The organism is Larkinella ripae, assembly GCF_054780775.1.
Map to the genome: position 1 here is coordinate 1,027,950 of NZ_BAAGVR010000001.1, position 26,982 is coordinate 1,054,931.

24 protein-coding genes are annotated in these 26,982 nt (G+C 55.8%); 6 read left to right on the top strand and 18 right to left on the bottom strand.

Annotation, left to right across the window (positions count from 1 at the left end):
- Positions 1-11 precede the first annotated feature (11 nt).
- Together ACYVHX_RS04100 and ACYVHX_RS04105 are read left to right on the top strand one after the other, a co-directional pair.
- Complete coding sequence (locus tag ACYVHX_RS04100) at positions 12-1,082, top strand: hypothetical protein (protein ID WP_460670323.1); 1,071 nt, start codon at positions 12-14, stop codon at positions 1,080-1,082.
- Between the two features lie 12 nt (positions 1,083-1,094).
- A complete protein-coding gene (locus ACYVHX_RS04105; protein ID WP_460670324.1) occupies positions 1,095-2,582 on the top strand; it encodes an MBOAT family O-acyltransferase in 1,488 nt (495 codons plus the stop codon).
- 405 nt (positions 2,583-2,987) lie between these two features.
- Here ACYVHX_RS04105 and ACYVHX_RS04110 read toward each other — a convergent pair whose 3' ends face one another.
- From ACYVHX_RS04110 to ACYVHX_RS04140, 7 genes are all read right to left on the bottom strand, one after another.
- The gene (locus tag ACYVHX_RS04110; protein WP_460670325.1) at positions 2,988-3,368 is read right to left on the bottom strand and encodes a response regulator; all 381 of its coding nucleotides are present in this window, start codon (positions 3,366-3,368) and stop codon (positions 2,988-2,990) included.
- A 193-nt stretch (positions 3,369-3,561) separates the two neighbouring features.
- Positions 3,562-3,909: a YegP family protein gene (locus ACYVHX_RS04115; RefSeq protein ID WP_460670326.1), complete on the bottom strand. Its 348-nt coding sequence runs from the start codon at positions 3,907-3,909 to the stop codon at positions 3,562-3,564.
- A gap of 602 nt (positions 3,910-4,511) precedes the next feature.
- Positions 4,512-5,297 carry an SDR family NAD(P)-dependent oxidoreductase gene (locus ACYVHX_RS04120; RefSeq protein WP_460670327.1) on the bottom strand — a complete coding sequence of 262 codons (786 nt, stop codon included), beginning with the start codon at positions 5,295-5,297 and terminating at the stop codon, positions 4,512-4,514.
- A gap of 20 nt (positions 5,298-5,317) precedes the next feature.
- Positions 5,318-6,199 (bottom strand): phytanoyl-CoA dioxygenase family protein, encoded by an 882-nt coding sequence (locus ACYVHX_RS04125; RefSeq protein ID WP_460670328.1) that lies wholly within the window; start codon positions 6,197-6,199, stop codon positions 5,318-5,320.
- 728 nt (positions 6,200-6,927) lie between these two features.
- Positions 6,928-8,253, bottom strand: coding sequence for a family 1 glycosylhydrolase (locus ACYVHX_RS04130; protein WP_460670329.1), 1,326 nt, complete (start codon positions 8,251-8,253; stop codon positions 6,928-6,930).
- Positions 8,250-9,485, bottom strand: coding sequence for a glycosyltransferase family 1 protein (locus ACYVHX_RS04135; RefSeq protein WP_460670330.1), 1,236 nt, complete (start codon positions 9,483-9,485; stop codon positions 8,250-8,252). The genes ACYVHX_RS04130 and ACYVHX_RS04135 overlap by 4 nt, the downstream gene beginning before the upstream one ends.
- A gap of 118 nt (positions 9,486-9,603) precedes the next feature.
- Positions 9,604-10,206 (bottom strand): cysteine hydrolase family protein, encoded by a 603-nt coding sequence (locus tag ACYVHX_RS04140; protein ID WP_460670331.1) that lies wholly within the window; start codon positions 10,204-10,206, stop codon positions 9,604-9,606.
- Between the two features lie 229 nt (positions 10,207-10,435).
- Here ACYVHX_RS04140 and ACYVHX_RS04145 point away from each other — a divergent pair, with 229 nt between their 5' ends.
- Positions 10,436-11,668, top strand: coding sequence for a PQQ-dependent sugar dehydrogenase (locus ACYVHX_RS04145; RefSeq protein WP_460670332.1), 1,233 nt, complete (start codon positions 10,436-10,438; stop codon positions 11,666-11,668).
- Between the two features lie 64 nt (positions 11,669-11,732).
- On the opposite strand, the gene ACYVHX_RS04150 is transcribed toward ACYVHX_RS04145, so the two are convergent.
- The 5 genes from ACYVHX_RS04150 to ACYVHX_RS04170 all read right to left on the bottom strand — a co-directional run bounded on the left by ACYVHX_RS04150 (position 11,733) and on the right by ACYVHX_RS04170 (position 18,553).
- A complete protein-coding gene (locus tag ACYVHX_RS04150) occupies positions 11,733-12,152 on the bottom strand; it encodes a response regulator (protein ID WP_460670333.1) in 420 nt (139 codons plus the stop codon).
- 726 nt (positions 12,153-12,878) lie between these two features.
- Positions 12,879-13,088 (bottom strand): hypothetical protein, encoded by a 210-nt coding sequence (locus tag ACYVHX_RS04155; RefSeq protein ID WP_460670334.1) that lies wholly within the window; start codon positions 13,086-13,088, stop codon positions 12,879-12,881.
- A gap of 3 nt (positions 13,089-13,091) precedes the next feature.
- Positions 13,092-14,618 carry a choice-of-anchor I family protein gene (locus tag ACYVHX_RS04160; RefSeq protein WP_460670335.1) on the bottom strand — a complete coding sequence of 509 codons (1,527 nt, stop codon included), beginning with the start codon at positions 14,616-14,618 and terminating at the stop codon, positions 13,092-13,094.
- Positions 14,619-14,878: 260 nt separating this feature from the next.
- Positions 14,879-18,073, bottom strand: a complete 3,195-nt coding sequence (locus tag ACYVHX_RS04165) for a TonB-dependent receptor (protein ID WP_460670336.1) — start codon at positions 18,071-18,073, stop codon at positions 14,879-14,881.
- A gap of 126 nt (positions 18,074-18,199) precedes the next feature.
- A complete protein-coding gene (locus ACYVHX_RS04170) occupies positions 18,200-18,553 on the bottom strand; it encodes a hypothetical protein (RefSeq protein ID WP_460670337.1) in 354 nt (117 codons plus the stop codon).
- A 251-nt stretch (positions 18,554-18,804) separates the two neighbouring features.
- On the opposite strand from ACYVHX_RS04170, the gene ACYVHX_RS04175 reads away from it, so the two are divergent.
- Positions 18,805-19,758, top strand: coding sequence for an NmrA family NAD(P)-binding protein (locus tag ACYVHX_RS04175; RefSeq protein WP_460670338.1), 954 nt, complete (start codon positions 18,805-18,807; stop codon positions 19,756-19,758).
- Here ACYVHX_RS04175 and ACYVHX_RS04180 read toward each other — a convergent pair.
- A complete protein-coding gene (locus ACYVHX_RS04180) occupies positions 19,755-20,138 on the bottom strand; it encodes a winged helix-turn-helix transcriptional regulator (RefSeq protein ID WP_460670339.1) in 384 nt (127 codons plus the stop codon). The genes ACYVHX_RS04175 and ACYVHX_RS04180 overlap by 4 nt on opposite strands.
- Positions 20,139-20,238: 100 nt before the next feature.
- Between ACYVHX_RS04180 and ACYVHX_RS04185 the strand changes: the two genes are divergently transcribed.
- Positions 20,239-21,132: an NmrA family NAD(P)-binding protein gene (locus ACYVHX_RS04185; RefSeq protein ID WP_460670340.1), complete on the top strand. Its 894-nt coding sequence runs from the start codon at positions 20,239-20,241 to the stop codon at positions 21,130-21,132.
- A 272-nt stretch (positions 21,133-21,404) separates the two neighbouring features.
- Positions 21,405-22,265 carry a DUF2306 domain-containing protein gene (locus ACYVHX_RS04190; protein ID WP_460670341.1) on the top strand — a complete coding sequence of 287 codons (861 nt, stop codon included), beginning with the start codon at positions 21,405-21,407 and terminating at the stop codon, positions 22,263-22,265.
- A gap of 31 nt (positions 22,266-22,296) precedes the next feature.
- Here ACYVHX_RS04190 and ACYVHX_RS04195 read toward each other — a convergent pair whose 3' ends face one another.
- From ACYVHX_RS04195 to ACYVHX_RS04215, 5 genes are all read right to left on the bottom strand, one after another.
- Positions 22,297-22,695 carry a hypothetical protein gene (locus ACYVHX_RS04195; RefSeq protein ID WP_460670342.1) on the bottom strand — a complete coding sequence of 133 codons (399 nt, stop codon included), beginning with the start codon at positions 22,693-22,695 and terminating at the stop codon, positions 22,297-22,299.
- Between the two features lie 211 nt (positions 22,696-22,906).
- Positions 22,907-23,359, bottom strand: a complete 453-nt coding sequence (locus tag ACYVHX_RS04200; protein ID WP_460670343.1) for a cold-shock protein — start codon at positions 23,357-23,359, stop codon at positions 22,907-22,909.
- 294 nt (positions 23,360-23,653) lie between these two features.
- Positions 23,654-24,997: a Gfo/Idh/MocA family protein gene (locus tag ACYVHX_RS04205; RefSeq protein ID WP_460670344.1), complete on the bottom strand. Its 1,344-nt coding sequence runs from the start codon at positions 24,995-24,997 to the stop codon at positions 23,654-23,656.
- Between the two features lie 328 nt (positions 24,998-25,325).
- Positions 25,326-25,685 carry a hypothetical protein gene (locus ACYVHX_RS04210; protein WP_460670345.1) on the bottom strand — a complete coding sequence of 120 codons (360 nt, stop codon included), beginning with the start codon at positions 25,683-25,685 and terminating at the stop codon, positions 25,326-25,328.
- Between the two features lie 125 nt (positions 25,686-25,810).
- Positions 25,811-26,953: a putative sensor domain DACNV-containing protein gene (locus tag ACYVHX_RS04215; RefSeq protein ID WP_460670346.1), complete on the bottom strand. Its 1,143-nt coding sequence runs from the start codon at positions 26,951-26,953 to the stop codon at positions 25,811-25,813.
- Positions 26,954-26,982: the final 29 nt, after the last annotated feature.

A 26,982-nucleotide genomic window follows, 5' to 3' on the forward strand; every position in this document is an offset into this window, starting at 1 on the left:
CCCGTACCTTCATGAAACCAACAAATTACTCAAAAGCCGCCGGGCTTACGCTGGTCCTTGTGCTGGCGTTCGTGGCCGGCTGGGAAGCCTACTGGCGACACGAAAAGTTCGCTCTGGCCTACAACGACGACGAAAGTCTGTGGGCCAATACCCGCAAACAGATTTATCAGAGCAGCCCGGCCCGGCCCGTCGTGATTGGTTCTTCCCGGATCAAATACGACCTGGATCTGGCGACCTGGCAACGCATGACGGGCGAAAAACCGATTCAACTTTCCATCGTCGGGACATCGCCCCGGCCCCTGCTCACCGATCTGGGAAATGACCCGGCTTTTAAAGGCACTCTGCTGATCGACGTGACCGAACCCCTGTTCTTTACCCCGACGGGCGCTTTTCCGGAAAAGGAAGCCGACAAGCGCGTAGCGGCCTATCCAAACTGGTCGCTTTCGCAACAGGCCAGTTTTCAGATCAACCGCGTGCTGGAAGCGAATTTCCGGTTTCTCGACGACTTTTATCTGGCGATGAACCCGCTTCTGCTCCGGTTACCAATGCCCGAACGGCCCGGTACGTGGGGCGGCCCCGTGTTTCCGTATGAATTTTCGGTCAATGGGTTTGATCGGCAAAATAAGATGGCTGATGCTATGGTGGCGGATACGGTTATTCAAAATAAGGTAAAACACGTGTGGATGGCAATCGGCGCGCACAGTCCCAAAGGCGCCATCGCCGGGCCGCCCCTTGAGGCCATTCTGGCCCAGACCCGGGCCTCTATCGCCCAGATCCGGGCGCGCGGTGGACGGGTAATCTTCATCCGGACGCCCTCGGACGGACCGATGTACGCCATTGAAAAACAGCTGTTTCCCCGGACGCAGTACTGGGACCGGCTGCTGGCCTATACCCAGACACCGGGAATTTATTTCTCGGATTACCCGGCCCTTGCCCGCTTCACCTGCCCGGAATGGTCGCACCTGACGCCCCAGGACGCCGTGCGCTTCACGCAGGAACTGCTCCCGATCATCGAGCAGAAAACCGGCTGGCCGGTACGGCAAAATACGCCGGCTTCGAAACCGTCTTCCTCCACGCTTTAGCCCACCCCGATCATGGTCTTTAATTCCTACACCTTCATCGTCTTTTTTGCCCTCATTCTGGTGCTGCACAACCTTCCCTTCACCTGGAGGACCAAAAAAATCAACCTGTTGCTGGCCAGTTACCTCTTCTACGCACTCTGGAATCCGCCCTTCATTTTGTTGCTGTGGCTCTCCACGGTCGTCGATTTCTACATGGCCAAACTGATTGCCCTTGAACAGCGCCCCCAAAACCGCAAACTGCTGCTGACGGTCAGCCTGATCCTGAATCTGGGGATGCTCAGCTATTTTAAATACGGCGGTTTTCTGCTGGAAAACTTCACAGCCCTGCTGGCGGCCGTGGGGATTGTCTATCAGGCGGCCCGGCCTGACATCATTCTGCCGGTCGGTATCTCGTTTTATACCTTCGTCACGCTTTCCTACACGCTGGATGTGTACCGACGCAAGTTTGCCCCCGAGCCTTCGTTTCTGAATTTTGCGCTGTTCGTTACGTATTTTCCGCACCTGGTTGCGGGCCCGATTGTCCGGCCCGAAGACCTGATTCCGCAGTTCAAAACGCCCCGCCGGGCAACGAGCGAGCAATTGAGCTGGGGCCTGTTTTTGCTCTCCCTCGGTCTGTTTATGAAAGTAACCATTGCGGATGGGCTGCTGGCCGAACCGGCGGATCTGATCTTCAGTCTGCCGTTTCCCGTCCAGACCCTCGATGCCTGGATGGGTGTGCTGGCCTTTTCGGGCCAGATTTTCTGTGATTTTGCGGGCTATTCGACCTGTGCCATCGGCGTATCGTTGTGTCTTGGTTTTGAACTACCCGACAATTTTCGGTACCCTTATGCAGCCGTCGGTTTTTCGGATTTCTGGCGTCGCTGGCACATTACGCTTTCGACCTGGCTGCGCGATTATCTTTACATTCCTCTGGGCGGAAACCGCCACGGCACCGTCAGAACGTACGTGAACCTGATGATTACCATGCTGCTGGGCGGCCTCTGGCACGGGGCGTCGTGGACCTTTGTCGTCTGGGGCGGGCTGCACGGCCTGTTCCTGTGCATCGAACGGTTCTGGCGCGACCGGGCGGCCCGTCGCCGGGGAATGCGGAAAGAGACAACCGCCGACGAAACCGTGTTCAATCGCGCGGGCGTTCTTCCAGCAATGCGGTTTGCCAGCCCATTGACGCAGTTTGGCCTGGCGATGCTGACGCTGTTTCTGATAAACATTACGTGGGTCTTTTTCCGGGCGCCAACGTTTGGCGGGGCAATGTTGCTGCTGCTTTCGATGTTTGGTATCATTCCCAACGGCGCGCCCATGCTCACCAATCTGGCCATTCTGACGGTCAGCAGTGTGACGATAGGCCTCATTGCCTGTCACTGGCTGATGCGGGACAGCTCACTGCTCGCGGTTTCTAAACGCCTGCCCTGGTGGGGTCTGGGGTTAGGCTGGTCGAGTCTGCTGATTCTGGTCATTCTGACCCAGAAAAGCAGCGGCTCCTTTATCTATTTCCAGTTTTAATAAGCTGAACTTTATCGATCTGGACCTGCTCTTGATTCCTCTGCTTCTGTATGACTGGTGGTAAGCTCTATCTCCAATTACCCGGGTTGCCCAAATGGGAGCTGAGTGCCACCGCCGGTACCGCCTTATTTGTCAGAACGATGAGCTGGAACCTCTCTTTCACCAGAGCTAACGGTCAGGTGACAACGCTGGCCAATACCCAGAGGCCTCTGGTCTGGAAGGTTCCGAAAATGATGACGCCTTGAGGATGTGTTTGGAAAGGATGCATCTTTTCAGCCGTTCGTCGGCGCCGGGTTGAATCGTGGGCCCGGATCAAAACCGGCAGGACAGACAAAAAACCGCATCCTTACCGATGATTTTCTCCGGTAAAAATGCGGTTCTGAAAATTCACGACCCGGCGACTTCCTAAATACTGGCTTCGGCCAGAAGGCTTTCAATTTTGGCCAGGAGGTCGGCGGGTTTGAAGGGCTTGATCAGATAGGGTGTTGGCGAAGCGAGCAGCACCATTCTTTGAGCGGGCGGAAGATCAATGGCCGACATCAAGATAGCGGGAATTGGCTGGGGCAACTCCCGGGCTCGTTCAATAACATCCAGGCCACTCGACTCCGGCATCATCAGATCGAGCACCAGCAAATCCAGGTTCTGCTCTGACTCAAGCAGGCTAATAGCTTCCTGGCCGTCTGAGGCAACCAGCACCTGATACCCGGATTTCCGAAGCAGTTGGCTTAAAAATTTGCGGATGGCGGGATCGTCATCCGCCAGTAATATTTTTGGCTGTGGATTCATAATACAGAAATACGTATTACTAATGAAACTTGCTGATTTTCGCGTTTATGTACGAATCTAAACGCGTAACAGATTTGGCCAAATAATCACTTTTAACCGGTTGCTGACTGCCTTCGGTGGTATCTGCGGCCTCTATCGGTAGAAACACACCGATTGCCAGACTGTTAAAAAAGTGAGTTGTCGGAAAATTTTCTCAGGCGGCTTGCTGGGCACCCTGCGTGTAATCAATCACCTCCGCTTCCAATATGGCCAGCCGGTGCAGGCTAATGGCCGCATCGCGCTCGGCGGCTGACTTGTAGCGCCCGGCTCCAATCATCAGGCTTCCGTCGCCCAGAAAGAGGTTAAACCGGTGTTGTTCAATGTCCCAGAGTATGAAGTTATCCGGATGCGCTGCGGCCCGTTTGACCATTCGGATGCACGCATCGCAGGCGGTTTTGGTGGACAACAGCTCGCTGAGCATGAGCGTTTTGTGCTTTTCATCCATCAGCCGCACCTGGTAGCGGCCCTGTGTTTTTTGATCCTGTTCAACGATGAAATACATGACTGGGAGTTAGTAATGGAGTTATGCCCTATCATCCAATGGATGCGCAGACGATTCAGCCCTGTCCTGCAACACAAATACACAAAACCGCGCGCTGCTGGACTTTTATAATACAAATATATTATATATATATTTACCATGTCAGAAAATTATAACTTGGAAGTAAAATTTAGGATAGAAAAGAAAGCAGGCACGACCCGGTTTTAGATTAGAGCCGGTTTTTAATTTCACCCGAATCCCCGAACTGTCTGCACGTAGTCCGTTTTTGCGAATAAAGATGGGCGGCTCACCAGCCAATAACCCGTAAACCGTGATGAGTACCGCTTTGACGGGTGCCTTTTAGCAGAAGACTTGCAGCATCTCAGGAATGAAATCGGCTCGGAAAGGCACGGACGATTTGAGTGAAGAGAGCGGGCATAAAATAACCGGACAGCCTCCGCCATCCGGCTATTCCAATAGACCAGGTTATTTAATACTCATCTCTCTAACCCCCAGCCCGGTGAATTAGTGGCAAAAAGTGAGTGGACGGTACGGAGCATCCGGGGTGGTGCCACCAACCGGAAAGCGTAGTCAGAACCGGGCCCGACGCCGGGTTTTTGGGCTTACTCGGCTTTGGGCTCATAAATGGTCCCAACCACTTTCTCGACAAAAGCCTTGGGCACCACCCGGGGAAGAAAAGCGCCAAGCTGGTTGATAAAACCGGGAATGATCTCCGATTCACCTTTAAACAGGCCCTTGACGGCAATTTTGGCAACCGCTTCCGGACTCATGTTCACTTTGGCCGCCGTTTTCCGGATCGAATCCCCCATGCGGGCCCGGTTGACAAAGTCGGTATCCGTGCTGCCCGGACTTAAACAACTGACCGACAGGCTGGAATGCCGGAGTTCGTGCCGCAAACCGCGCGTGAACGAAACCACAAACGCCTTGGAAGCCGCATAAATCGAAACGTACGGAACCGTCTGGTAGGCGGTTGTGCTGCCCACATTCAGCAGATACGCCCGCGTCTGCTGTTTCAGAACCGGAATAAAGGCGTACGATATTTCAACCAAAGCCTTGATATTGACGTTGATCAGCTCCAGTTGCTCGGCAATCGGAATTTGCTCGAACGGACCGTTTAAACCAAAACCGGCGTTGTTGACAACCACCTGCAAATCCTGGCGAAACGGGTGATACCAGGTCTGAATCGTCTGGGCGACACCCGGCCCGGATAAATCCAGCGCCAGCGTGTAAGTGAAAACGCCGTGTTGCTCCTCCAGACGGCGCGCCGTCCGCAGAAGTTCGGGTTCGTCGATGTCAATCAGAAACAGGTCGTATTTCAGCCGGGCCAACTCCCCGGCGATGGCTCTTCCGATGCCTTTGGCAGCACCCGTAATTAAAGCAGAAGGCATAATGGTGTTTTTAGATTGATCTAGCCCAGCAGGCGACTCCAGCTCAGGTTGCGCAGCGTAAACCGCTGCGCCCGCTCGGCCGGGGCCACGCTTCTTTTCGGTTGCAGGCTGGCCAGTTTGTGATAAAAAGGGGTCGGGCTGCTGGCGTCTTTGGGTTGGTAAGCGCCCGTGATGAACGGAATGTACATGACCCGGCGACGGCTTTTGGCCCCAACCACGGGCGACTGTTGCACCCGGTGCCACAACCGGCCGTCATGGATCGTCAGGTCGCCCGCTTCGATGTCGAAGCCGACCTCGGCCGGGTCCGGTTCGTTGTCGACGAAGTATTTCTTTTTAAAGAACAAACTCAGCAAACCCTGCGTGTGGGTTCCGGCCAGCACCCGCAAACCGCCGTTTTCGACGGGGCAATCGTCCAGGTGCAACCCAACGTTCAACATGGGCTGAATGCGTGAACCCAGAAACAAATCACGCGGACTGTCGGTGTGCCACCCCAGGTTTTTAAACTGACTGAACGGCGAGTTTACGTAGTGATTAACGACCAAACCGTCTTTCTCGTTTTCGCCAATCCGGCCCTCGTACGGCCCCAGCAATTCCAGCAAAACCCGGAAACGCGGATCGTTCAGAAACTCCCTTAAAACCGGGCTGAGTTGCGACGTAAAAGCCAGCCGCTGAATGAGCGTCCGCCCGGATTCATCGAAGCCGAACTTCAGGGGAATGCCGTTTACTTTTTTAATAGCATGGTCGATTAATTTTCTTTGTACCTGCTGAATTTCCCGTAGGAACAACGCCACCGTCTCGGGTTCGACGAACTTCTTAAACTGAATAATCCCGTTGGTTTTGAAAAAAAGCCGTTGTTCGTCGGTTAAACGATCGTTGAATTGAAAAGGCGCGAACGATTTCATAAGCCACTTTGAATTTACGGGGTCTGATAGTATGGAGAAAAACTAAGCCTGAACGGGTATGAGGTACCCAGGCGTAGCGGCCCTCCCGGCCACTACGCAGTTCGTTCCTGAAACAGGAAGCTGGTGAATTCCCTATATGCCTTAGCGGCAACAACAGCAGCAACAAAGATGGGCTCTCAACTGACGGTCAAATAGAGTCATGGCGGGAGGTCGTGATATAGTGCCGGCACCGGGTCACCGGTCAGGCAATTGCCCGGCACCGGTTTTGGTACAAACGGCACGAGGTTCACAAAGCAGCTCAGCGACCGGCCGGTTGCCGCTCTACGGTTTGCTTTTTCGGGTGAATGGCTAAAAACTGGAGATCGGTTCGGGGAGGTACCAACGCAGCGCATCGGTACAAAACCGGGGCATCAAAGCCGTTTTAACAGGATTGACAACATCGGGGAGAACGATGCCGGTGCTGATCGGAAGGGTACTGGTACGATGAAGAATAAGCAGCCATAAAGGTTGTAAATTTATAAGCCCTAACTCCGTAGGCAGGTTAGCACTGACTCCGGCCGATCCGCCGATCGTTCGCAAAGTCGCTAAGGGTTCGTTGAGCCTGCCTCTCCCCTTTCGGTATACATCTCGAACCGGCGTACCGGACCACTACGTTGCAGTCCGTAATTGGAAGACGCTGTAAAGATAAGGAAACCGGTTTTGCATTTCCAAATTTTAATCTATTTAATTTATAGAGCAACTATTTTTTTATTCGGAACGGCTTGCCACCAGCCCGGTCCGGGCGGAACCAGTTCATCCGGTGTTTGGTGGGTAGCCAGTCGCTGCAACAGTTCAGCCAGGGGGGTCTGGTGCAACTGCCCCGACCGAACGTCGAACGCGCCCGGTTCATAGCACCCCTCCTGTCGGGTCATCAGGCAATGCCAGTCGTACGAACCCAGCAGCGCCCAGGCCGTCACCGCCCGAACGTCGGCCCCACCCTGGCGGGCCTCTTCCGCCTGCTGCCACATATCCAGCAGCCAGCGCATCTGCTCATCGACCGTACACCCCAGGTGGGCTTCCGTTACAGCAATGGGCAGCCCATACCGGTCCCAGGTCTGTTGCAGCAGCCCCTGCAAACCGATTCGCTTTTCCGGTGCCGCCCGGACCGCTTCCGTATCGACATACTGGTGACGCCCGTTGCCCCCCCAGAGAGCGGGCGGATACTGCCAGAGTTGCTCGTCCAGGTAGCGTTCGCTGGTGATGTAATGGTTAACCCCAATCAGCGAAGGGGGGCACGGATGCTCACTGAAATACGCCAGTTCTTTCTGCGAAATCCCCACCCAGCCGAGGTAATCCCAGAGCGGATGATCGTCCGTGACGCGCCCGCAGAGCAGGTCCCAGGTCAGCCACCGGCGGTGGTTTTCCCATTCCGCCTGGTAGGCTAACAGCGGGGTGGTGTGCACCTGCCCCAGATCTTCAGTCTGGATCAACCGGGCATCCGGCCGGACCTGCCGGATTTGCTCCATACTCAAAACCGTTGCCCTGCACTGCCGGAGCAGAATTTCGGCAAACGCCCTGACGCAGGTTTTGTGCGGAAACCAGTGCCCGTATAAACCCGAAAACCGGGCGGTTGTCAGGGGTTCATTCACGGGAGTGTAGGCATCGACCCACGGAAACCGCTCCGCGACCTGACGGGCAAACCGGGGGAGTAGCTGCTCAAAATTCGGCCCGGTGAAAGGCGCATAGCGGGGGCCGCAGCCGTGATGAACCAGCCCGACAATGGGCCGGATCTGGAGTTGACGCAGCAGCCCCAGCCGCTCATCCGCCCAGCGCCAGTCCGGCTGGTCGATTCGTTCCGGTGCCGTGCGCTCCCAGAGAATGGGGTAGCGCAGCGTTTTCAGACCCAGCTCGGCAATCGGAATTAAATCGTGCGCGCGGTGGTGATGCCCGCTGGATTGCAGTTGATCCTGGTAATGGTCTCTCACCCGGTTAACGGTGCACTCGATGCCGCCCCAGAGCGCCAGCGGCCGCAGCCCCAGACGTTCGGAGGCTGCGGACCTGGTTGGCTCGCTCATACGGATAAGGCGGCTTGCGAGGTGGGCGAAACCACGTTTTGAACCGCCAATTGCTCTTCAATCAACGCCAGCATATCCTGCCAGGTCTGCTGCCACGATTGCTGGCGCAGTTGGGTATCGGTGTCCGTCCAGTCGAGCACCATCCGGTTTTGCAACATCCGCTCAATGCCCTGTTCGAATGCCGCCACCGAATCGGCAATGCAAACCGGCTCACACTCCCCGTAGGCCGTGACGACATCCCGAATGGGCGTCGAAACCACCGGCAGGCCAGCCGACAGGTATTCCGGTGTTTTGGTCGGGCTGATGAAGCGCGTAGACTCGTTGAGGGCAAAGGGCAACAGCGCCACCTGCCAATGACTGAAATAAGCCGGTAAGTCCGCGTAGGACTTCATCCCCGGGTAGTGCAGATTAGGTCCCTGCGGCAAGGTTGCCGGATCAATTTTGACAACCGGCCCCAGCAGAATAAACTGCCAGTCGGGATGGCGCTGGGCCAGCGCTTCCAAAAGCGGCAGGTCGATTCGTTCGTCGATCACTCCGCTGTAGCCGATGCGCGGACTGGCCAGACCGGCCTGGTCGGCGGGCTCGGGCAGTCCCTGCCGGGCTTTGACAAAATGGCCGTAATCAATGCTGCTGGGAAAGGCGTGAACTGATGCGCTCATCTTCCGCTTGGCTTCGAATAAACTGTAGCCTCCCGTAAACACCAGATCCGCCCGCTGCATCAGCCGCTTTTCCTGCTCCCGCAGCTGGGGTGAGGCCCCCTGAAAGGCGGAGAGTTCATCCATGCAGTCGTAGACGGTCAGCCGCGGGTTTAACTGATCGGTAAACGCCAGGGCCATCGGCGTGTAATACCAGGTCAGATACTCGGCAATGCGGTTTTGAGTCAGCAGGTCGCTCAGCCAGCGACGTTGCTGCTCGGTTGCCGCTTCCGCCGAGGTAGCCGGTGAAAGATGGGGCGTTACCAGATAGAGTTTCGGGCTAACCGACCGGATTTCCAGCCAGTCGTGATCATCGCCGACGGGCTCTTCCCAAAACCAGACCCGGTACTGCTGGCTGGCCCGGCTCAGTAAATGCTGCGGGCGCTGGTAAACAAAGTCCCAGCGAAGGTGCGAAAAACAAAGTAAATCCTGGATCTGACTGGCGGCTGGATTGGCTGCTTCCTGATTTGTTACTAATAACCTGGCTAATGGCTCGGAACCTGCTTTGATCCCGGCAATGGTTGGATGATTCGACATGGTATGCGGATTTAAGAGTCGCCAATGGACCTCTGCGTGCTTGTCTTATTCAACCCGATTTCGCTCAGCAATGGCCAAGTTGAACCGACTCAAATTAGGAAACGGCCCCGGCGTGTTCTCATTCCTCCCCGACCTCGCACAGTGCCGACAGATCCATCTGATCCGAAACGGTGGTGTCGGCACTCAGAACGCGCCCCATGTAGTCCAGCGCAGCCCGCGTGTGTTCTTCCGAATCGGAAGCTACGCAATCGGCGGGGATGCTGAGTTTGAACTCCCGCATGTAAGCTTCACTGGCCGAAAAAAGGACGCAGACATCCGCGCTCAGCCCCGTAATGATCAACCGACTCGCTTTCAGGTAATCCAGCAGGGTTGCCAGGGTAGTGGCGTAAAATGCGGAGTGCTTGGGCTTCAGCACAAAATAATCATCGGGTGCCGGTTGCAGCCGTTCGGCCAGCGGCTGGCCCCGTACGCCATCGTGCAGGCAGTGATCCACCACCTCACTGAAATCCGACCGCCAGCGGCCAAAATTATCATTGACATAAACAACCGGAATCCTCAGCTGGCGCGCCCGCTGCTTCAAAACCGCAATCCGGTCGGCTGCGGCCACGGCCGGTTTCAGAAAGTCCGCGCCCTGCGGAAACTCGAGGTCGTTGATCATGTCGATGATCAACAGCACCACCGGAAAGGAATCCGGGACGTTTCCGTGTAAGTCTTCGCTCATGCGTATAGGAGTTGATTCTGCGCTATCTAACGGTTTTGACCGGTTTAGGTTAGAAATTTGCGCCGGTTTGTTAGCCAGGAACCCGCCGGTTTTGGCCGGAATCGACGACGGACCCGGTTTTAGGCGTCCGCAACCGAAACCGGAATCTGGATTTTAGTTTTCCGGGGAACGCCTGTTCGATAAAACTCCTATTTTTGAAACCGTATTCACTCGAAAGACCAAATTCGCGATGACTAAACTACTTCTGGGAATCCTGACCGGAGCGACGCTTACGCTGGGTTCCTGCGGAAAAAATTCGACCGACCACTCGGCAACGACTCAACAAGACAGCACCGGCGCCCCGGTTGAAACCCAGGCCGCCAACACCGCCTACAAACCGGCTTTTGCGGGCCAGACCCGAATTGGCAGCGTTAAATCGGGCGTTGATTATGAAGGGAAAGTGCTGACCAGCGATCTGAAAAGCCCCTGGGGCATTGCTGCCCTGCCGGATGGCCGGTTTCTGGTTACCGAGAAGGGCGGTACGTTGCGCATCGTGACCCCGGCCGGCGCGCTGAGCGAGCCCATTGCCGGTGTTCCCGCCGTTAATTCCGACGGACAGGGCGGGCTTCTGGGCATCCGGCTCGATCCGGCTTTTGAACAGAACCGGATGGTTTACTGGGCCTTTTCAGAAGCGCTGCCCGAAGGAAACCTGACCGCCATCGCCAAAGGCAAGCTTTCGGCCGATGACAAAAAGCTGGAAGGTGTAACCGTCATCTACCGGGCCACGCCCGCTTACAAAGGCAACCTCCACTACGGCGGGCGCGTTGTTTTTGACAAGGACGGCAATCTGGTGATCAGCACCGGCGAGCGCTCCGACAAGGTGACCCGGCCCCAGGCGCAGTCCCTCAATTCCAGCCTGGGCAAAGTGATCCGCATTACGAAAGACGGAAAACCGGCGGCCGGAAATCCCTTTGAAGGACAGGCCAACGCCAAACCGGAATTGTATTCGTACGGACACCGGAACGTGCAGGGGCTGGCCTTCCACCCGACCACCGGCGATCTGTGGGAACACGAATTTGGGCCCCGCGGAGGTGATGAACTCAACCGGGTGGAAGCGGGTAAGAATTACGGCTGGCCCACCATTACCTACGGCATCGAATACAGTGGCGAAAAAGTTGGCGACGGTATTCAGCAGAAAGACGGTCTGGAACAACCCGTTTACTACTGGGATCCGGTCGTCTCGCCGAGCGGCATGACCTTTTACAACAGCGACAACATTCCCGAATGGAAAAACAACCTTTTCATTGGCGGACTCAGCAGCATGCACATTGTGCGGCTGGTGATTGAAGAAAACAAAGTGGTGGGCGAAGAGCGCCTGCTGGCCGGCGAAAGCCAGCGGTTTCGGGACATTACCCAGGGGAAGGATGGCGCGTTGTACGCCGTGACGGACCAGGGCCGCTTATACCGAATCTACAAAAAATAAGGAAATCAAGACATCTTTTCGGCGAACAGCCCCCGGCCCAACCGGGGGTTTGTTTTTCCCAGAATCATTCCACGCACCGCCCGATCAGAAAGTCCCGGCGCAGTTTTAACACCAGCTGACTGTATTCTTCCATATCGGCGGGTTTGGTAACAAAACCGGTGGCTTTGAGCTGCTCGGCGCGCTCCTGGTCTTCCGGCAGGCTGGAGGTCGTCAGAATCACGACCGGCAGTGAATCATAGGCACCGTTTTGCCGAATCTGCGCCAGGGCTTCAAAACCGCTCATGAGGGGCATGTTCAGGTCGAGCAGCACCAGTGCCGGCAAATCGGAGATCGTCTGAAGCGCATCCAGCAGCTCCACGCCATTGACCAGCGTTTTGATCCGGCATTCCGGACTATATTGTCTAAAAACCTGTTGCAGTAAAAATTGATCGTCTTCATCGTCATCGACAATAAACACGCACGACGTAGCACACACTGGATTCATTCCTCAGCTCTGTTCTTCTTTTTTTAAAGCCCTAAATTTACGTAAAATTTTCCACCTGCCCGCATCGCTAAAAGAGCCGGATTGTACTAACTGACTGGTTAGTTTGCAAAACAAAACCCCGGTAATTACCAGGGCCTGTTTTGGTTAGTGTATGTTTTCTTATTCTTTAGTACTCACAAAAGAATAAAAATGTTCGTCTGATAATTACATTTTTCAACTGATCCGAAAGGACGAAAAATTCGAATTACCAAATAGCTCTTATTTTCAGCCTCTTTTTTACTTTTCTAGCGAAAGCGCGCCTATTTCGTTTCCAGTCCTGTATTTAGTTCAGAACCGTCCACTTACCTCTTCCACTTCGCCGTTTCACAAAACCGCATTCGTTTAATAAGACCATTCCGTTAATCGCTTATTTTTTGTCTTATAATTCTGAAATGCGAGTAAACAACAGCCGGGGTATCCATCGGAGTTTCCGCCCAGGGACGATCCCATCAAAACGAACGGAACGTTAAGATTTCTTTCGCGGACGATGGTGCGCTGTGCCGAAAATTATTGATCTCCCAACTTGCCAAAGCCGGTTATTAGGTTTTGGTTATCCGCCACGGTCATGGCCTGATAGACCTGAAAACCGGAGCGGTAATCTGACGACACTGGATAGTCAGATTACCGCTCCGGTTTTATTCAGGAAACAAGCTGTTGTTCTGCGAACAGAATCCCAAAACCGCTGCTTTATTCCGCCTTCACCGGCGCCTTGGATTCGGGCTCGGCGCTCTTTTTCTTTTCTTCTTTCTTGCGGATTTTCATTACCTTTTCAGCGAGCTTTTCGGCGGACTGATCAATGGTTTTCTTTACTTTTTTCGACAACTCCGCCCCGCCGTTTAACTGCGTTTTTACGGACTGGGCAATCTCGTGGCTGAGCGACTTCTTTTCGATCTTCATACATTAATTGGGTTGATAAATTTTTACCGTGCCGTCGCCTTCACTGCTCACCACCAGCATACTCCGTCCGTTCGGGCTGTTGGCGGCCGGAACGAATAAAACGCCTTCGGGTGCATCGCCGGTGGCAATCATCTGCAAAAACTGCGGGGCAGCCGGGTTGCTCACATCGTAAACGGCAATGGCGTCGGCCCGCTCCAGGGCGATGAAAGCAACGGTTTTTCCGTTCAAGATACCGGTGGTGACGCCTTCGGGCTCCACGCCTTTGTCGTCCGAACGGCCATCGTCGTACAAACCGGCTTTCACCACTTCGTCTTCCAGGCTCCGTCCGGTTTCGTAGACCAGCTTCTGGGTGGCGGCATCGAGAATGCTGAAACCGCGTCCGCCGATGGCGTAGAGGGCTTCGTATTTCCCGTCTTTGTTGGCATCGCCCGCCGTGCTGGTCACGAGCAGACGGCCCAGGTTGGCGTTCATCTGGAGCGTAGCGGCAGCCGGAAAAACCGTGGGGTCCAGCGTCAGCGCGCCCACCCGCACTTCTTCGTTAAAACCGGTATAGGCCCGCGTATCGCCTTCGTTGGCCGTAATCAGGTAGCCTTTGCCACCGACCGCAAAGTACGCGATGGCGTCCGGCAGGTAAAAGGATTTCACCGGCCAGGTTCCGAAGCTGATCGTATTCCCGGTATTGGTGGGATCAATGGCGTTGGCCGCCAGGCTGAGGTCTTTGGTTCCCAACGGTTTGATTTGGAGAATCGCGCCCGCTTCCAGATCCACTTCCGCAATTCCGTTGTTTTCCTGCAAGGTCACCCACGCCTTTTTCGAATCGGCAGAAATCGCCACGTACTCCGGCTCGATGTCCTGCGCGAACGACGCATTTTTGCCAAAAATCCGGAAACCGCCCGCCATCAGCGTGGTTTGCTGACTCTCGAACGGTGAAAAATCCAAGGTCTTAACGCTGTACGTATCGGCCACGTTGATAATCGAAACCGAGCCCACCGGATCAACGGTGTAGGCATCGTTGGGTTCGCCCTCGTCGGCCGTTACAATGTACTTTCCGTCGGGGCTGAAGGTCACCATATCCGGCAAAGCGCCCACCGAAACCCGTTTGATCTGCGCGAGCGTGCAGGTATTCAGCACCAGCACGCTGCCCTTTTCCTGCTTGTTGAGGGCTTCGAGCGCAATCGCCAGTTTGCCATCGTGCACCGCCACGCTGTTGGCGACTCCGCCCAGCGTTGACAGATCAATGACGGGCAATCGGGTTACGGCCGGGTAACTGGAAAGGTCCAGCACCTCGACTCTAGCCACACCCTGATCGTTGTTGACCACAAACAGGCGCTTGCAGGCGGGGTCGTAAGCCGAGATTTCGGAGGCCGCTTCGCCACCCAGATCCGTGGACGAAATTTCTTTAAACGATGCCGGGTTTTCGGGCGTCAGCCCGGGGCGGATGTGATCCTGAACACTACAGGCAACAACCAGTAACGAACTGAGGATGAGGCTCGAACTGGTGTGTAAAACAGATAATACCGGTTTTTTCATAAAAACAGATGTGCGGGGTTACAAACAGGCAAACCTACGGCTCCAATATTACCTCCGTGTAAACCCCCGACCCGCCGTCGTTAACTTACCATGAAATTACGGGGACAAAACCGGGTGTGCTTTCGGGCGGTGCGGCCCTGAAAAACAAAATCCCACCGATTGGCGGGATTTGTCCGAGCAAGAGAAGTACGCGAAAGTTCAGGTCTGAACGCTTTGGAAAAGAAACCCGTACGGTTTTGGAAACCTAGCGGGGTTGAGTGCTAGAAATTATAGCGGGCACCGATCTGAATCTGGTACGGATTACCCGACGGCGAAACGATTCCGGCCGTATTGACCCGGTAATTAAACCGCTGGGCGGCCCGGTCAAAACCGGGTACGGCGGGCGTGGTGGAGGTCGCCGGAATGCCCAGTGCATACAGCGCCTGCGAGCCCAGCGACTCGTTTACTCCCCAGGTCTTTTTCAGCAGGTTGGCAAAGTTGAACACGTCCGCCGAAATTTCCAGGTTATGGTTTTTATACAATTTAAACTTCTTGCTGGCCCGCACGTCGAACACCCCGTAAAAACCGTTGATGCCGCCATTGCGCTCGGCCATCTGGCCCGAATATTTCAGGATGTAATCCTTGATGCTCTGGCTGGCGTTGGGATTGTCCAAAACCGCCTGCAAGCCGGTTTTTACGTTGGCCGGTACACCCTCGTTGGTACGGTCGAAGATAAAGGCCAGGTCGTTGGTTCCCGACACGAAGTCGGCGTTGCTGTTGGCGCCCGACAGCAGCGAATACCGGGTTCCGCCAATGCCGGAGTACCGAACGCCGACCGTGATGCCGTAGAAGCTGGGCAATGTACCGTAGAAGACCACTTTGCTGCGGAAGTGGTTGTCCGAGTACGTCATCCGGCTCAGGTTACGCGGGTCGTCTTTCACCGGCAGCGACAACGTGGCCGTGTTGGCGACGTTTCCGTTGAACGAGGTGTTGTCTTTGGTATCGTTCCAGGTGTAGCTGAACGAAACCTCGCCGTCTTTGAAGTACTGGTAGGTGGCATCGGCCACCACCGCAAACTGATTCACTTTGCCTTCGCTGTTCAGCTCCAGCACCCGGCCCAGCCTCTGACTGATCCGGCCCTGCAGCCAGTCGCCCGCGCCGTTGGCCGGTATGGTGTTGAGCGGAGCATACACGCCCCGGTTGTCTTCGTTGGCCAGCCGGAAAAACGGGTCAGCGACCATGTTCCGATCCACATACATGTAGTTATGACGGCCCAGCGTGGCGTACCCCGAAATACCCACCTTCAGTTTGTCCGTCAGGTAGCGGTTATACGACAGGTTCATCTTGTACATCACCGGCACCCGCGCGTCCGAGCCCGTCATGTTGATGGTCGGCAGTTGAAACCGGTCCAGCGACGGAATGCTGCCGTAGTTGTTGCGGTAAGCCGCAAAATCCGGCGTCGGCAGGTTCGGGCTGCGTACGTCCACGGTGGCCAGGTGCTTGCCGTCGAACGTCAGGTTGTTGATCACGACGTAGTTGTTGATGTCGGAGGCAAAAATACCGGCTCCGAAGCGGATGTAATCCGTGTGCCGCTCGTTCACATCCCAGTTCAACTGCAGACGGGGCTGCACCACGAAGGATTTCAGCTTGTTGTCCGTCCGCAGGCCCAGGTCGTCAAACACCACCTGATTAAGCGAGGTGGACGGATAATGGGCGTAATCGAACCGCAAACCGGCGGTCATGTCCATGCCCTGCGCCAGGCGGGTGCTCATCTGGCCGTACAGACCGGCGTTCAGGATGCTGCCGCGCACCGTCGGATCGGCCACCAGCGGCACCTCGCGGTAATACCGGTAGGGTTGCAGTTGGTCAAACTTGTCCAGTGCCGACAGGCTGCCGTCCACCGTGTAGTGAAACCGCCCGTTCACCTCGCTGCCGTACAGCGACTTGGCGTGCGTATACATCACATCCAGACCAAACGTGTACTGAATCTTGTCGGTGTTGTAATAGAGGTTGTTGACCAGTTGCAGCACATTGTTCGTAAAGCCTTCCTGCGCAAACCGGTGGCCGCCCATCTGGATGTTGGTGGAACGATTGGCTCCGTCGATGCTGGAAACCACGTTTTCGACAATGGCGCGCGGAATGTTGGCCCCCGGCAGCTGATCGCCCGGACTGCTTTTCTGGTAAGTATACAAATGCTGCAGCTTCAACTCGTTCGTCACCTTCGGGTTGATCGACGTCCGCAGCGTGGCCAACAGGCTGTTGTCCATGTTGTAGTCATTGCCGTACGACTCGTAGATGTTGATCGAGGTGTTGTCGGCCAGCCCCAGTTTGTTCCGGTCGCTGGTGAAGTTGTTGCGAATCGTCAGCAGGTTTTTATGATTGATCTGCCAGTCGAGCCGGGCAAAAGCCGCGTCGGAACCCCGGGCTTTGTCGAACGTGCCGTACTGGGGCGTGTTGGCCACCCCGTATTTGCTGCGGGCAATGCTGACGAACCGATCCAGCGTGGTCCGGGTCACATTGAAGCGGTTTTCGTCGGCCGGCGACTGCACATCGGCAATGATCAGCGGGCGTGAATCCTGCTGGTGATCCCAGACCAGGAAGAAGTGCAGCTTGTCTTTGACGATCGGACCGCCCAGCGAAAAACCGTACTGGTAGGTGGCAAAATCGTTCGTGCGCCGGTTGCCGCGAATGTCGTAAGGACTTGACAGCCAGTTGGCCCGCGTGTAGTTAAAGGCGCTTCCGTGCAACTGGTTGGTACCGGCTTTGGTCACCGCGCTTACGGTTCCACCCCCGCTGCGGCCAAACGTAACGTCGTATTGGTTGGTCACAACCTTGAATTCCCGCACCGCTTCGATGGAAATGGAATACGGCGCCCCGCTGCGGCTGGTGGTCGAACCGGCCGAAGTCGGGTTTTTGGCGTTCATCCCGTCGATGGTGTAGTTGGTCGATGAACCCAGCTGCCCCGAAATGTTACCTCCGCGGCTCAGGGGCGAAAGGTCCATCAGCGAGGTAAAATTCCGGCCATTGACCGGCAACGTTGCAATGGAGCGGGCCGAAACCGCCGTGGCGGCTCCCAGATCCTCGGTTTTGTTTTTCAGGCCCGACGCCACCACCTGCACCACTTCCAGCGATTGGGCGTCTTCCTGCATGGTGAGGTTCAGCCGAACGGCGTCGCCCTGGTTGAGCGAGTAGCCCGTCCGGGTTTGCTCACCGTAGCCCACAAAAGTCGCTTTGACGGTGTAGGGACCACCCAGCGGCAATTCTTTAAACGAATATTCGCCCTTGGCGTTGGTGATGGTTCCGGTGGTAAAACCGGTCGATTGGTTGCGAACCTGAACGGTGGCACCGGGCAGCGGTGCTTTCTGATTGTCCGAAATAACCCCCGCAATGGAGGCCTGAGTTGTTTGAGCAACGGCCTTGTCGGTAACAAGGCAAGTCAACAGTACTAAAAGGATTGAAAGTAGATACTTAGTCATGCAACAGGTTGTGAAAATTTTCCGCTGCAAAGAGAGTGTTCCTACTTTACCTGGCTGTTAACGCATTGTTACCAATTTGTCATTATCAGGATAAACTCACCAAATCGCCCCGAAACCGGGTGGCTTCTACACCGTGGCTTTGGCGCGGACGGTCGTCGCCATTGTCACACTGCGCTGGGTTCGCAGGTCCAGGCAGGCGTTGTAATGTTCTTCGAATAAGTCCTGCAATTCGTGGACGTAGTGAATATAGCGCCGGGTTTCGACGCACAGCCAGCAGTTGGTTCCGGGAATCAGGCGGGCGTCGCCAAACAGCCAGGAGTGCGCCCGGCTGTCGGGCCGGAAGCCGAACGCCGTCAGCCAGGTTTTGGACAATCGAATCGGCGTCGGGCGGCCGTAAACGGGATGTAAATGGGAATCGGTCAGTAAAACGGGTTCAGTCTGGACGTAATAATACCGGTTAAGTTTAGGCTGACGGGACATTGTAACGATAGATAGCGGTTTTGCCGAACCGCAACACAAACTGAGCCAGCACGTTCAGGTGTAACCAAAAGGTTAGTTAACGGTAAAAATCAGCCCAATTGCTCCTTCAGACCCGGTTTTTCAGCCTCGGGAGCCCGATTGATTTGCCCATAAACGGCGGGTGAACCCCGGTTTTTCGCGCTGATCGTGCGGCCCTTCCCAATCAATTTTGAGAAACAGCGGGTTAACAAGTTCGAATCAACTGTCCACCTATGCTTTCCGGCACCGAAAAATCCAGTCTCTATCCTTCTTCTGAACCAAAAACCATCATTCTGGCGGGCGCAACCGGTCAACTGGGCCGGAGCATTGCCCGGTATCTGCGTCAAGCGGGCGCTCCGGTTCGGGCGCTGGTGCGTCCCGGAAAAACCAGCCCGGCGGTAACTGCCCTGCGGGAATTGGGAGCCTCCATCGTCGAGGTGGATTTCAACGATGCTGCGGCCCTGACCCGGGCTTGCGCGGGCGGTTTTTGCGTGGTGTCGGCGCTGTCGGGTCTGCACGACGTCATTGTGGAAGCCCAGACGCGCCTGCTACAGGCCGCCGTGGCCGCGGGTGTGCCCCGCTTCATACCGTCCGATTACTGCATCGACTACACCCGGCTTCCGGCCGGTTCCAACCGCAATCTCGATCTGCGCCGGGAATTTCGGGCGCGGCTCGATCAGGCCCCGATTGCCGCCACCTCGATTCTGAACGGGATGTTTACGGACCTGCTGACCGGACCGGCTCCGCTTATTCAGTTCGGCCTGAACCGGATAATTTACTGGGGAGATGCCGATCAGCCGATGGATTTTACGACCACCGACAACACGGCCGCCTTCACCGCTACGGCTGCGCTCGAATCGGCCACCCCCCGGTTTTTGCGCATCGCGGGCGAAGTGGCCACCATCCGAACCTTGCAAAAAGCCGCCAGCGAGGCAACCGGCAGAAAATTCAGGCGGCTGCGGGTGGGCGGTCTGGGCGTGCTGGCGATCCTGATCAAAGTTGCCCGCAGGCTGTTTCCCAAGCCTGAAGAGGTGTTTCCGCCCTGGCAGGGCATGCAGTATCTGCACGATATGCTGAGCGGACGGCCAAAACTGGAGCCGCTCGACAACAACCGCTACCCCGCTTTCCACTGGACTTCCGTGCGGGAAGTCCTGGCCGCGCGGCCCGCCAAAAATAAAAACCGCTAGCCGATTCCCAGGCTTTTCGCGTAATCCAGCCCCCACACCACCATCGACTGCAAAACCGGCAGGGTGGCCCGGCCCCGCTCCGTCAGGCTGTATTCAACCCGGGGCGGAATTTCGGCGTAAATTTTTCGGTTCATGATGCCGTTGCGCTCCAGATCCCGAAGTTCCTGCGTCAGCATCTTCTTGCTAACACCGGGCATGGCGCGTTGCAGTTCGCCAAAACGGTTGATCCCGCGCGACACGTTGTGAATAATGACCGGTTTCCATTTTCCGCCGATGATGAGGTTGGTCAGCGTCACCGGACACTTCGTCATCGCAAAAGATGCTAATTCTTCCGGAAAATCTTTTTCGTCAACGGCCTCATTATCAATTATGGTTTCCATTTCGATACTAAGCTACTTTAAAGTAATTACTTGACAAAAGTAAACCATTGGACGTAGTTTTGGCAAGCATTATCGCAAAAAATTTATTTCTACCATCACGATGTACGTTATCACAGGAGCCAGTGGCAATACAGGAAAACGCATTGCCCACCAGTTGTTAGACGCCGGAAAACCGGTCACCGTTGTTGGCCGCTCGGCCGACCATTTGAAAGCCTTCACCGATCAGGGGGCGCAGGCCGCTATCGGCAGCCTGGAAGATGCGGATTTTCTGACGGAAGCCTTCCGGGGCGCTACGGCGGTTTACGTCATGATTCCGCCTAATTTTGTCGTCGATGATTTCACGCCCTACCAGAAACGGGTCGCCGATGCCCTGACCACCGCCATCCAGCAAAACCGGGTGCCATACGCGGTTTCGCTGAGCAGTTTCGGCGCACACCTGCCCGACAACAACGGCGTGATCGAGGGCATGACGTACCTCGAAAACCGGCTCAATGCCATCGACGGTCTGAACGTGCTGCACCTGCGGGCGGGCTTCTTTTTCCAGAATTTTTTCAGCAACATCGGTTTACTGAAAGAAGCCGGTTTGCTGGGCGGTTTTCCCATCCAGAACAACAAACCGCTGGCGCTGGTCCACGCCAGTGACATCGCCGATGTGGCCGCCCGCCGGTTGCTGGCGCTGGATTTTGCGGGCAATACCGTCCAGTTCGTCGCCGGTCCGCGCGAGCTGACGTTCGACGAAGTCGCCCAAATTCTGGGCCGGGCCGTGGGAAAACCAGAACTGACCTGGACGGCTTTTTCGGATGATCAGGCGCGGGCGGGGATGCTCCAGGCCGGATTTAAACCGAGTCTGGCCGATAATTACATTGCCTTTTGCCAGCGCATCAACGACAACAGCCTGATGGATGGTTTTAGCCGAACGGCCGAAAATACCACGCCCACCACGCTGGAAGAATTTGCCGCGCAGGAGTTCGCCCCCGCTTATCAGAACCAGTAAAAACAAGGCGCGACGGAACGGGCGAAGCAGCTAGCTTCGCCCGTTCTGCTTTTCAGGAGCTAGCATACGGTTTTATTCCTAAATCCGCGGACGATTCGGGCCACCTGCGGACCAGCTGTTAACCATCCCGCAGCGAAATCCAGGTAGCCAGGAAAGGCGTACCGACGCCCCGGCTATAAGGAATAAATCACGCAGGATGAGGAAACGCCATCCGGTTTTGGTAATTTAAGGGGCTCGTTCCGAAATCAGCCGCCGTTCTAAAAAACCTGTTCATGACCCGCGTTTTAACCGATACGACCGCGCCAGCAAACCCCCACCCGCTCCTGCGTACGTTTAGCCTCAAAGCCCTGCACTGGTCGGGCGTCATTCTGGTCACCACGGTTTGGGTCAGTGCGGGCTTGTTTGGTTTGTACATTCTGGCGTTCTACGCGGCCGCTCTTTACGAAGGCAACATGGAACGCTGGAACAACGTGCTGCCCCGGCTGTACGAGTCGGGGACCCGGGCGGCAACCACCGGCATTGGCCTGCATTTTGCCGCCGGCGGCATTATTCTGGTGCTGGGAAGTATTCAGCTGATTGATGCGGTGCGGGTTCGCTTTCCGGCCGTTCACCGCTGGATTGGGCGGATTTACGTCGTTTCGTCGCTGCTGGCCGCCGTTGGCGGGCTGGTGTTCATTCTGCTGAAAGGAACCCTTGGCGGTTGGGTGATGGACATCGGATTTGCCCTCTACGGCGTCCTGATGCTGGTGGCTGCCATTCAGACGTACCGCTCGGCGGTGTCCGGCCCCGTGGAAACGCACCGGCGCTGGGCGCTGCGGCTCTACGCGCTGGCGATTGGTTCGTGGTTATACCGCATGGACTACGGTTTCTGGCTCCTGCTGGCCGACGGCCTGGGACACACCCGCACGTTCAGCGGGCCGTTCGATCAGGTGATGGCCTTTTTCTTTTACATCCCCAATCTGTTCGTGGCCGAAATCATCAGCCGAACCCGCCAATACCGGGCTTCGCCGGGGCTGCGGTTGCTGGCCAGTGTGCTCCTGCTGCTGGCGACCGGTTTTTTGTTGATTGGCACTTATTATTTCACCCTGTATTATTGGGGCCCGGCCATCTGGAACGGGTTGACGGGTCGGTAGGTCAGCGCATTCGATCCCATTCCCGACGCGATCAGTTCTCAGCCGCCCTGGGAAAGGTATCCAACAGGGTTTTCAGTTGACGGGCTTTGTCCGGATGGTCACGGAGCACATTCGCCCGGATCAACGGCCAGGTTGAACAGGTTGGTTCCAGTTCCGGGTGGGGTCGCTTACCCGGTTTTCCCAGCAGCCCATTCGCCCCGGAAGACCCATCGAGCGTCCGGTTTTTCGGCAGCGGAGCCTTCGTAATGTCGGCAAGTGCGGGCAAAATGGCGATGCCGCTCAGCCGGTCGTACACGGTTTTGCCGACCGGCGTGTGGCCCTTCCAGTACGCGATAAACGACACCCAGTGCCACCTTCGTAGGTCTCCGACGGCCCCGAAAGGCACCGGCACTCCCCACAAACCAGGGTTTGGGATGCTGTCGCTGGCCATCCGGTGCGGATGCCTTCCGAAAAAGGATGGATTTTCTTTGAAAAAACAGAGCCAGAGGACTCCCTCTGGCTTTCGAGATGCAAACAGGCGTGCATTATTTCTGATCTGCAAAAGAAAAATCGCCGTTGTTAGCAGAAATTCAAAATTTGCACTAAATAATTACAACGATCCCAGTGTCCGTTACGCATCGCAAACCGGTTTTCACAACCGATCAGACTGCTTTTTTGACGTCCCGGGCGTTGGGACCTTTCGGTGTCATTTCAATTTCGAAGGTAACTTTGTCTCCGTCTTTGACCGGATCGGTCAGCCCGCTGATGTGCACAAAAATGCTCTCCTGCGTTTGCTGGTCTTTGATAAAACCGTATCCTTTCGATTCGTTGAAAAAAGTTACCGCCCCTTTCCGGATCACCTCCGGCGCTACATTTTCCTGTCTGGAAATTCCGACGGGGATATCTTCCGAGTTAATGGTCCGTTTTTTCCGCAGATCCGGCGGACTTGACGACAGGTTACCATTTTCGTCCACATACGCCATCATCTCATCCAGGCCTTTTCCTTTGCCCGAATTGGCTTTGCGTTCTTCCTTCTTTTCCGCTTTTTCCAGATTCTTTTTTAGCCGGTTTTTTTCTTTTTCTTTTTTATTAAATGTCTCCTGGTTTCTAGCCATAGTTATAGACTGATTTTTAGCGGTTAAATACGGCCATGCACAACCGCGCACGGCGTTCCCTGGCATCCGGAGGCTTGTTCGATTACTGAAGATCTGTCAAGAAAGCAGCAGGCTGACGGGAGGGTATAGTATTTTAATCGGGTTCCCGGCAAATAAGTTCATTGTCCCGCCAATTGCCGACCGGCCCGGTTTTTCTGGCCGGCAATCCGGCCCAGTTCGGCTCCACGAAAATGCCCGCAATGCACTTGCACTGCGGGCATTCTGCAACGCAAAAACCGGGTGGCGATTGTCCGGCTATACCGGCGGCTCCCACCCTTTTTCGTATTGCCGGCTCCAGAATTTCATCGCTTCCTTGTCGCGGATGTGACCGTTTTTCGCGTCAATTTCCAGCGATTTGTTGGTGCGGTACGAAATGTTGGCCAGGTGGCACAGCAGCGTACTTTTGGCTCCTTCGTCGATGGTCGAATTCTGTTTCTCCTTGCCCCGGATCGCGTTAAAGAAGTTCACGACGTGGCGCGTGGTCATGTCGCCCCCACCGCCGAGCGCCGTGCCCGCTTCCGAACCCGCCGACTTGCTGTCTTTCATCATCTTGCCTTCGCGGTTGAAGAGTTTATAACCGTCCCGATCCACGTACACGCTGCCGTTGCTGCCGTAAATGATGGTTCCGCGGTCGGTTCCGTAGGTTTTGTATCCGCTCCGGCTCTTGCCGTCCCACTTGATGATTTTATTGCCCGGAAACCGGAATGTGGCGTCCATTGTGTCGTACATCGACCAGCCGTCGTCCATAAAATGCCGTTTGGCCGCTTCCACCGAAACGTATTCCGGGTATTCGACCTGCAAGGCCCAGCGGGCAACGTCCAGTTCGTGGGTGGCGTTGTTCCCGCTTTCGGCGGTGCCGTAGTTCCAGCCGTACCAGTGCCAGTTGTAATCCCAGGTGTCGTGCGTATACGGCATGCGCGGGGCCGGGCCCTGAAACAACTCCCAGTCCAGCCCGTCGGGCACGGCCGCTTTCTTCGGAACGGGCACTTCGCCCCGGTTGGCCGTGTAAAAAGCCACGGCTTTGTAGGGCGTTCCGATTGCGCCGTTGTGGATCTGACCGATCACATCGATGGACTCCACGGCCGAGCGTTGCTGGTTGCCCATCTGTATCACCTTGCCGTATTTCTTCTGAATTTCCATCAGAATTTCACCCTCCCGCGGATTCTGGCTACACGGTTTTTCAACGTATACGTGCTTGCCGGCCAGCACCGCCAGCCAGGTTCCGGGCGCGTGCCAGTGATCGGGCGTCGCATTGATCAGCACATCAACATTCTTGTCGGCAATGACCTTCCGAATGTCGTTTTCCAGTTTCGGTTTGTAGTCGATGTGCTTCGAAAATTTCTTCAGGCCCTCTTCGCGCTGCTTCTGCATCACATCGCACAAATAGACCAGCTCGACATTGCTATCTTTCCTGGAAATGGGGTCATAATAGGCCCCCAACCGTCGGCCCAACCCGGCAATGGCTATATTCAACCGTTCGTTGGCCCCGATTATTTTGGCGTAACTCTTTGCCGACATGCCCGTAGCCAGGCCGCCAAACGTAATTCCGGCGGTGCTTAAAGCGGCTTTTTTGATAAAATCTCTTCTGGAATTTTCCATGGAAAAAGGTTACATAAAGTTTCCCGGTGCTGGCAAGACGGACAAAACCGCCAGGTGATGCCGCAGCCGTTGCTTCTGATGAAGGTAAGCAGATTCGGGCTGAAAAATACTCTGATCCGAACCGGTTTCCCCGCTGCCGGTCTTTTATAACGCTGATTGTGGCTCCGGAAATCAGTCGGCAGAACCGGCGGGTCGTTTTAAGGAGAACGCGGGTGGCGCGGGCGCGGCTTCACCCCGAAAGAAAAAGACCGGCCCCGGTTTCGTCTAAAAACCGGAAAACCGCATTGGAGCAGCAGGCTGGTTGGCAAACGGCCTTTGGAAACAGCGGTTATACGAACTGCTGACGAACCGTCGGCAGGTGCAGTTTGGTAGGCTCCGTCCGCAACTGGAGTTCAAGGTCCGCAAACGCTTCTTCAAACAGATCCTGAAGCTCGTGTACATACTGGAGGTAACGGCGGGTCTGTACGCAAAGCCAGCAATTCATGCCCGGAACCAGCCGCGCGTCTTCAAACATCCAGGAGTTGGCCGAGGGATCGGGCCAGAAGCCAAAAGCCAGCAGCCAGGGTTTCGTTAATTTGATCGGTTGGGGTCGATTGGGCGGCTGAAGTTCCTTCAGTAATTTTTCAGTTAGGAGAACAGGCTCATTATGAAGGAGATAATAGCGGTGCGCTTTGGGGCGTTGGACCATCGTGCGGATAACGTAGGGTTTTGCCAAAATAAGCAGAAATGCTATACTACAAGTTAATTGTATCAAAAAATAATTATATAAGTTTAGTAACCGGTACAAATTTTACGGTTTTTGCCCCGTTTTAGTTATAACAACAGGGAATCGACCCGGTGGGCGTGGACCATCTGCGCGCTGTCTGACCAGGTAAATATGGTAAACCGACCGTCCTGCGAAGCCACCAGCGCCACCGCATCGCGCTGATCGAACACAAACTGAGCCGCCGACAAATGCCGGGTGCCGCCCGTCTGGGCCGGATGCACCACCTGGGCCTCGTTGCCCACAATGGGTTCGGTGATGACGATCTGCTCAACGCGCTCACTGATGGCCGACCGGCCAATTTTGGCGCCAAAGCCGATTACTTCATACTGGTCGTTGATGATCGTGGCCCCATCGACCGCCGTCAGGCCCGCGATCCAGTCGACGGACAGATTCACCGATCCGCGCCAGACATTTTGCTCCATCTCGCCGATGTCGTTCTGCAGCAACTCCTGCAGTTGCGAGAAAACCGGCACAATAGGATACGAAATGGGATCAAGGATGGATTCGCGCCAGCGCTGGCTGCCTGAGGGCACCACCAGCAGCGAGCCGCCCCGCCGGTGGGCCCGCATCGAAACCGCCAGTTGCACCAGCACATTCATCGAGTCGTTCCAGAACGAGGGCAGCGTAAAACCGAGCATCGAGGTCAGCACAAACGGGCAGTCGGGCGTTCCGGCCGCGCTTTCGTCTACAATTTTCACCTGATCGCCCTTCAGAATGGCGACGTTGACAAACTTGCCAAACCCGTCGAGCCGCCGGTGTTTGATCACCAGCAAACCGGGTTCGATCACCTCCAGCACAAAGCAGTTGCCCGGAATTTCGCGGGTGGTGCCCCAGATGTACAGCATATCGTCTTCGTACCAGACGCCCAGGTGAATGCCGGGGCGCTCAACGGCCGGGGCCAGCTTGGTCAGCGTAGCGGGCGTGAACCGCAGGCGATGCCCGAACAGCAGCGGCTGCCCGGCCTGATCGGGCGGGAGCAGCGCCAGCGACACATTGGGCGAATTGCCTTCTTCGTGCTGGAGACTCGCCCAGAACGCCGTGTCGATGACCGCTTCAATCACCGGCGCATGGGGCTGATGCCCCGCTTCCGGTTCGCCGTTCAGGGTTGCGGTGGCGAAATGATGGGCGAAATAATTTTCGATGGTCCCGGCCACTGCCCGGGCTGCCTGGTAGGTCGATTTGAAGTGCATATTCAGAGTAAACCGCTGTTACTACCACT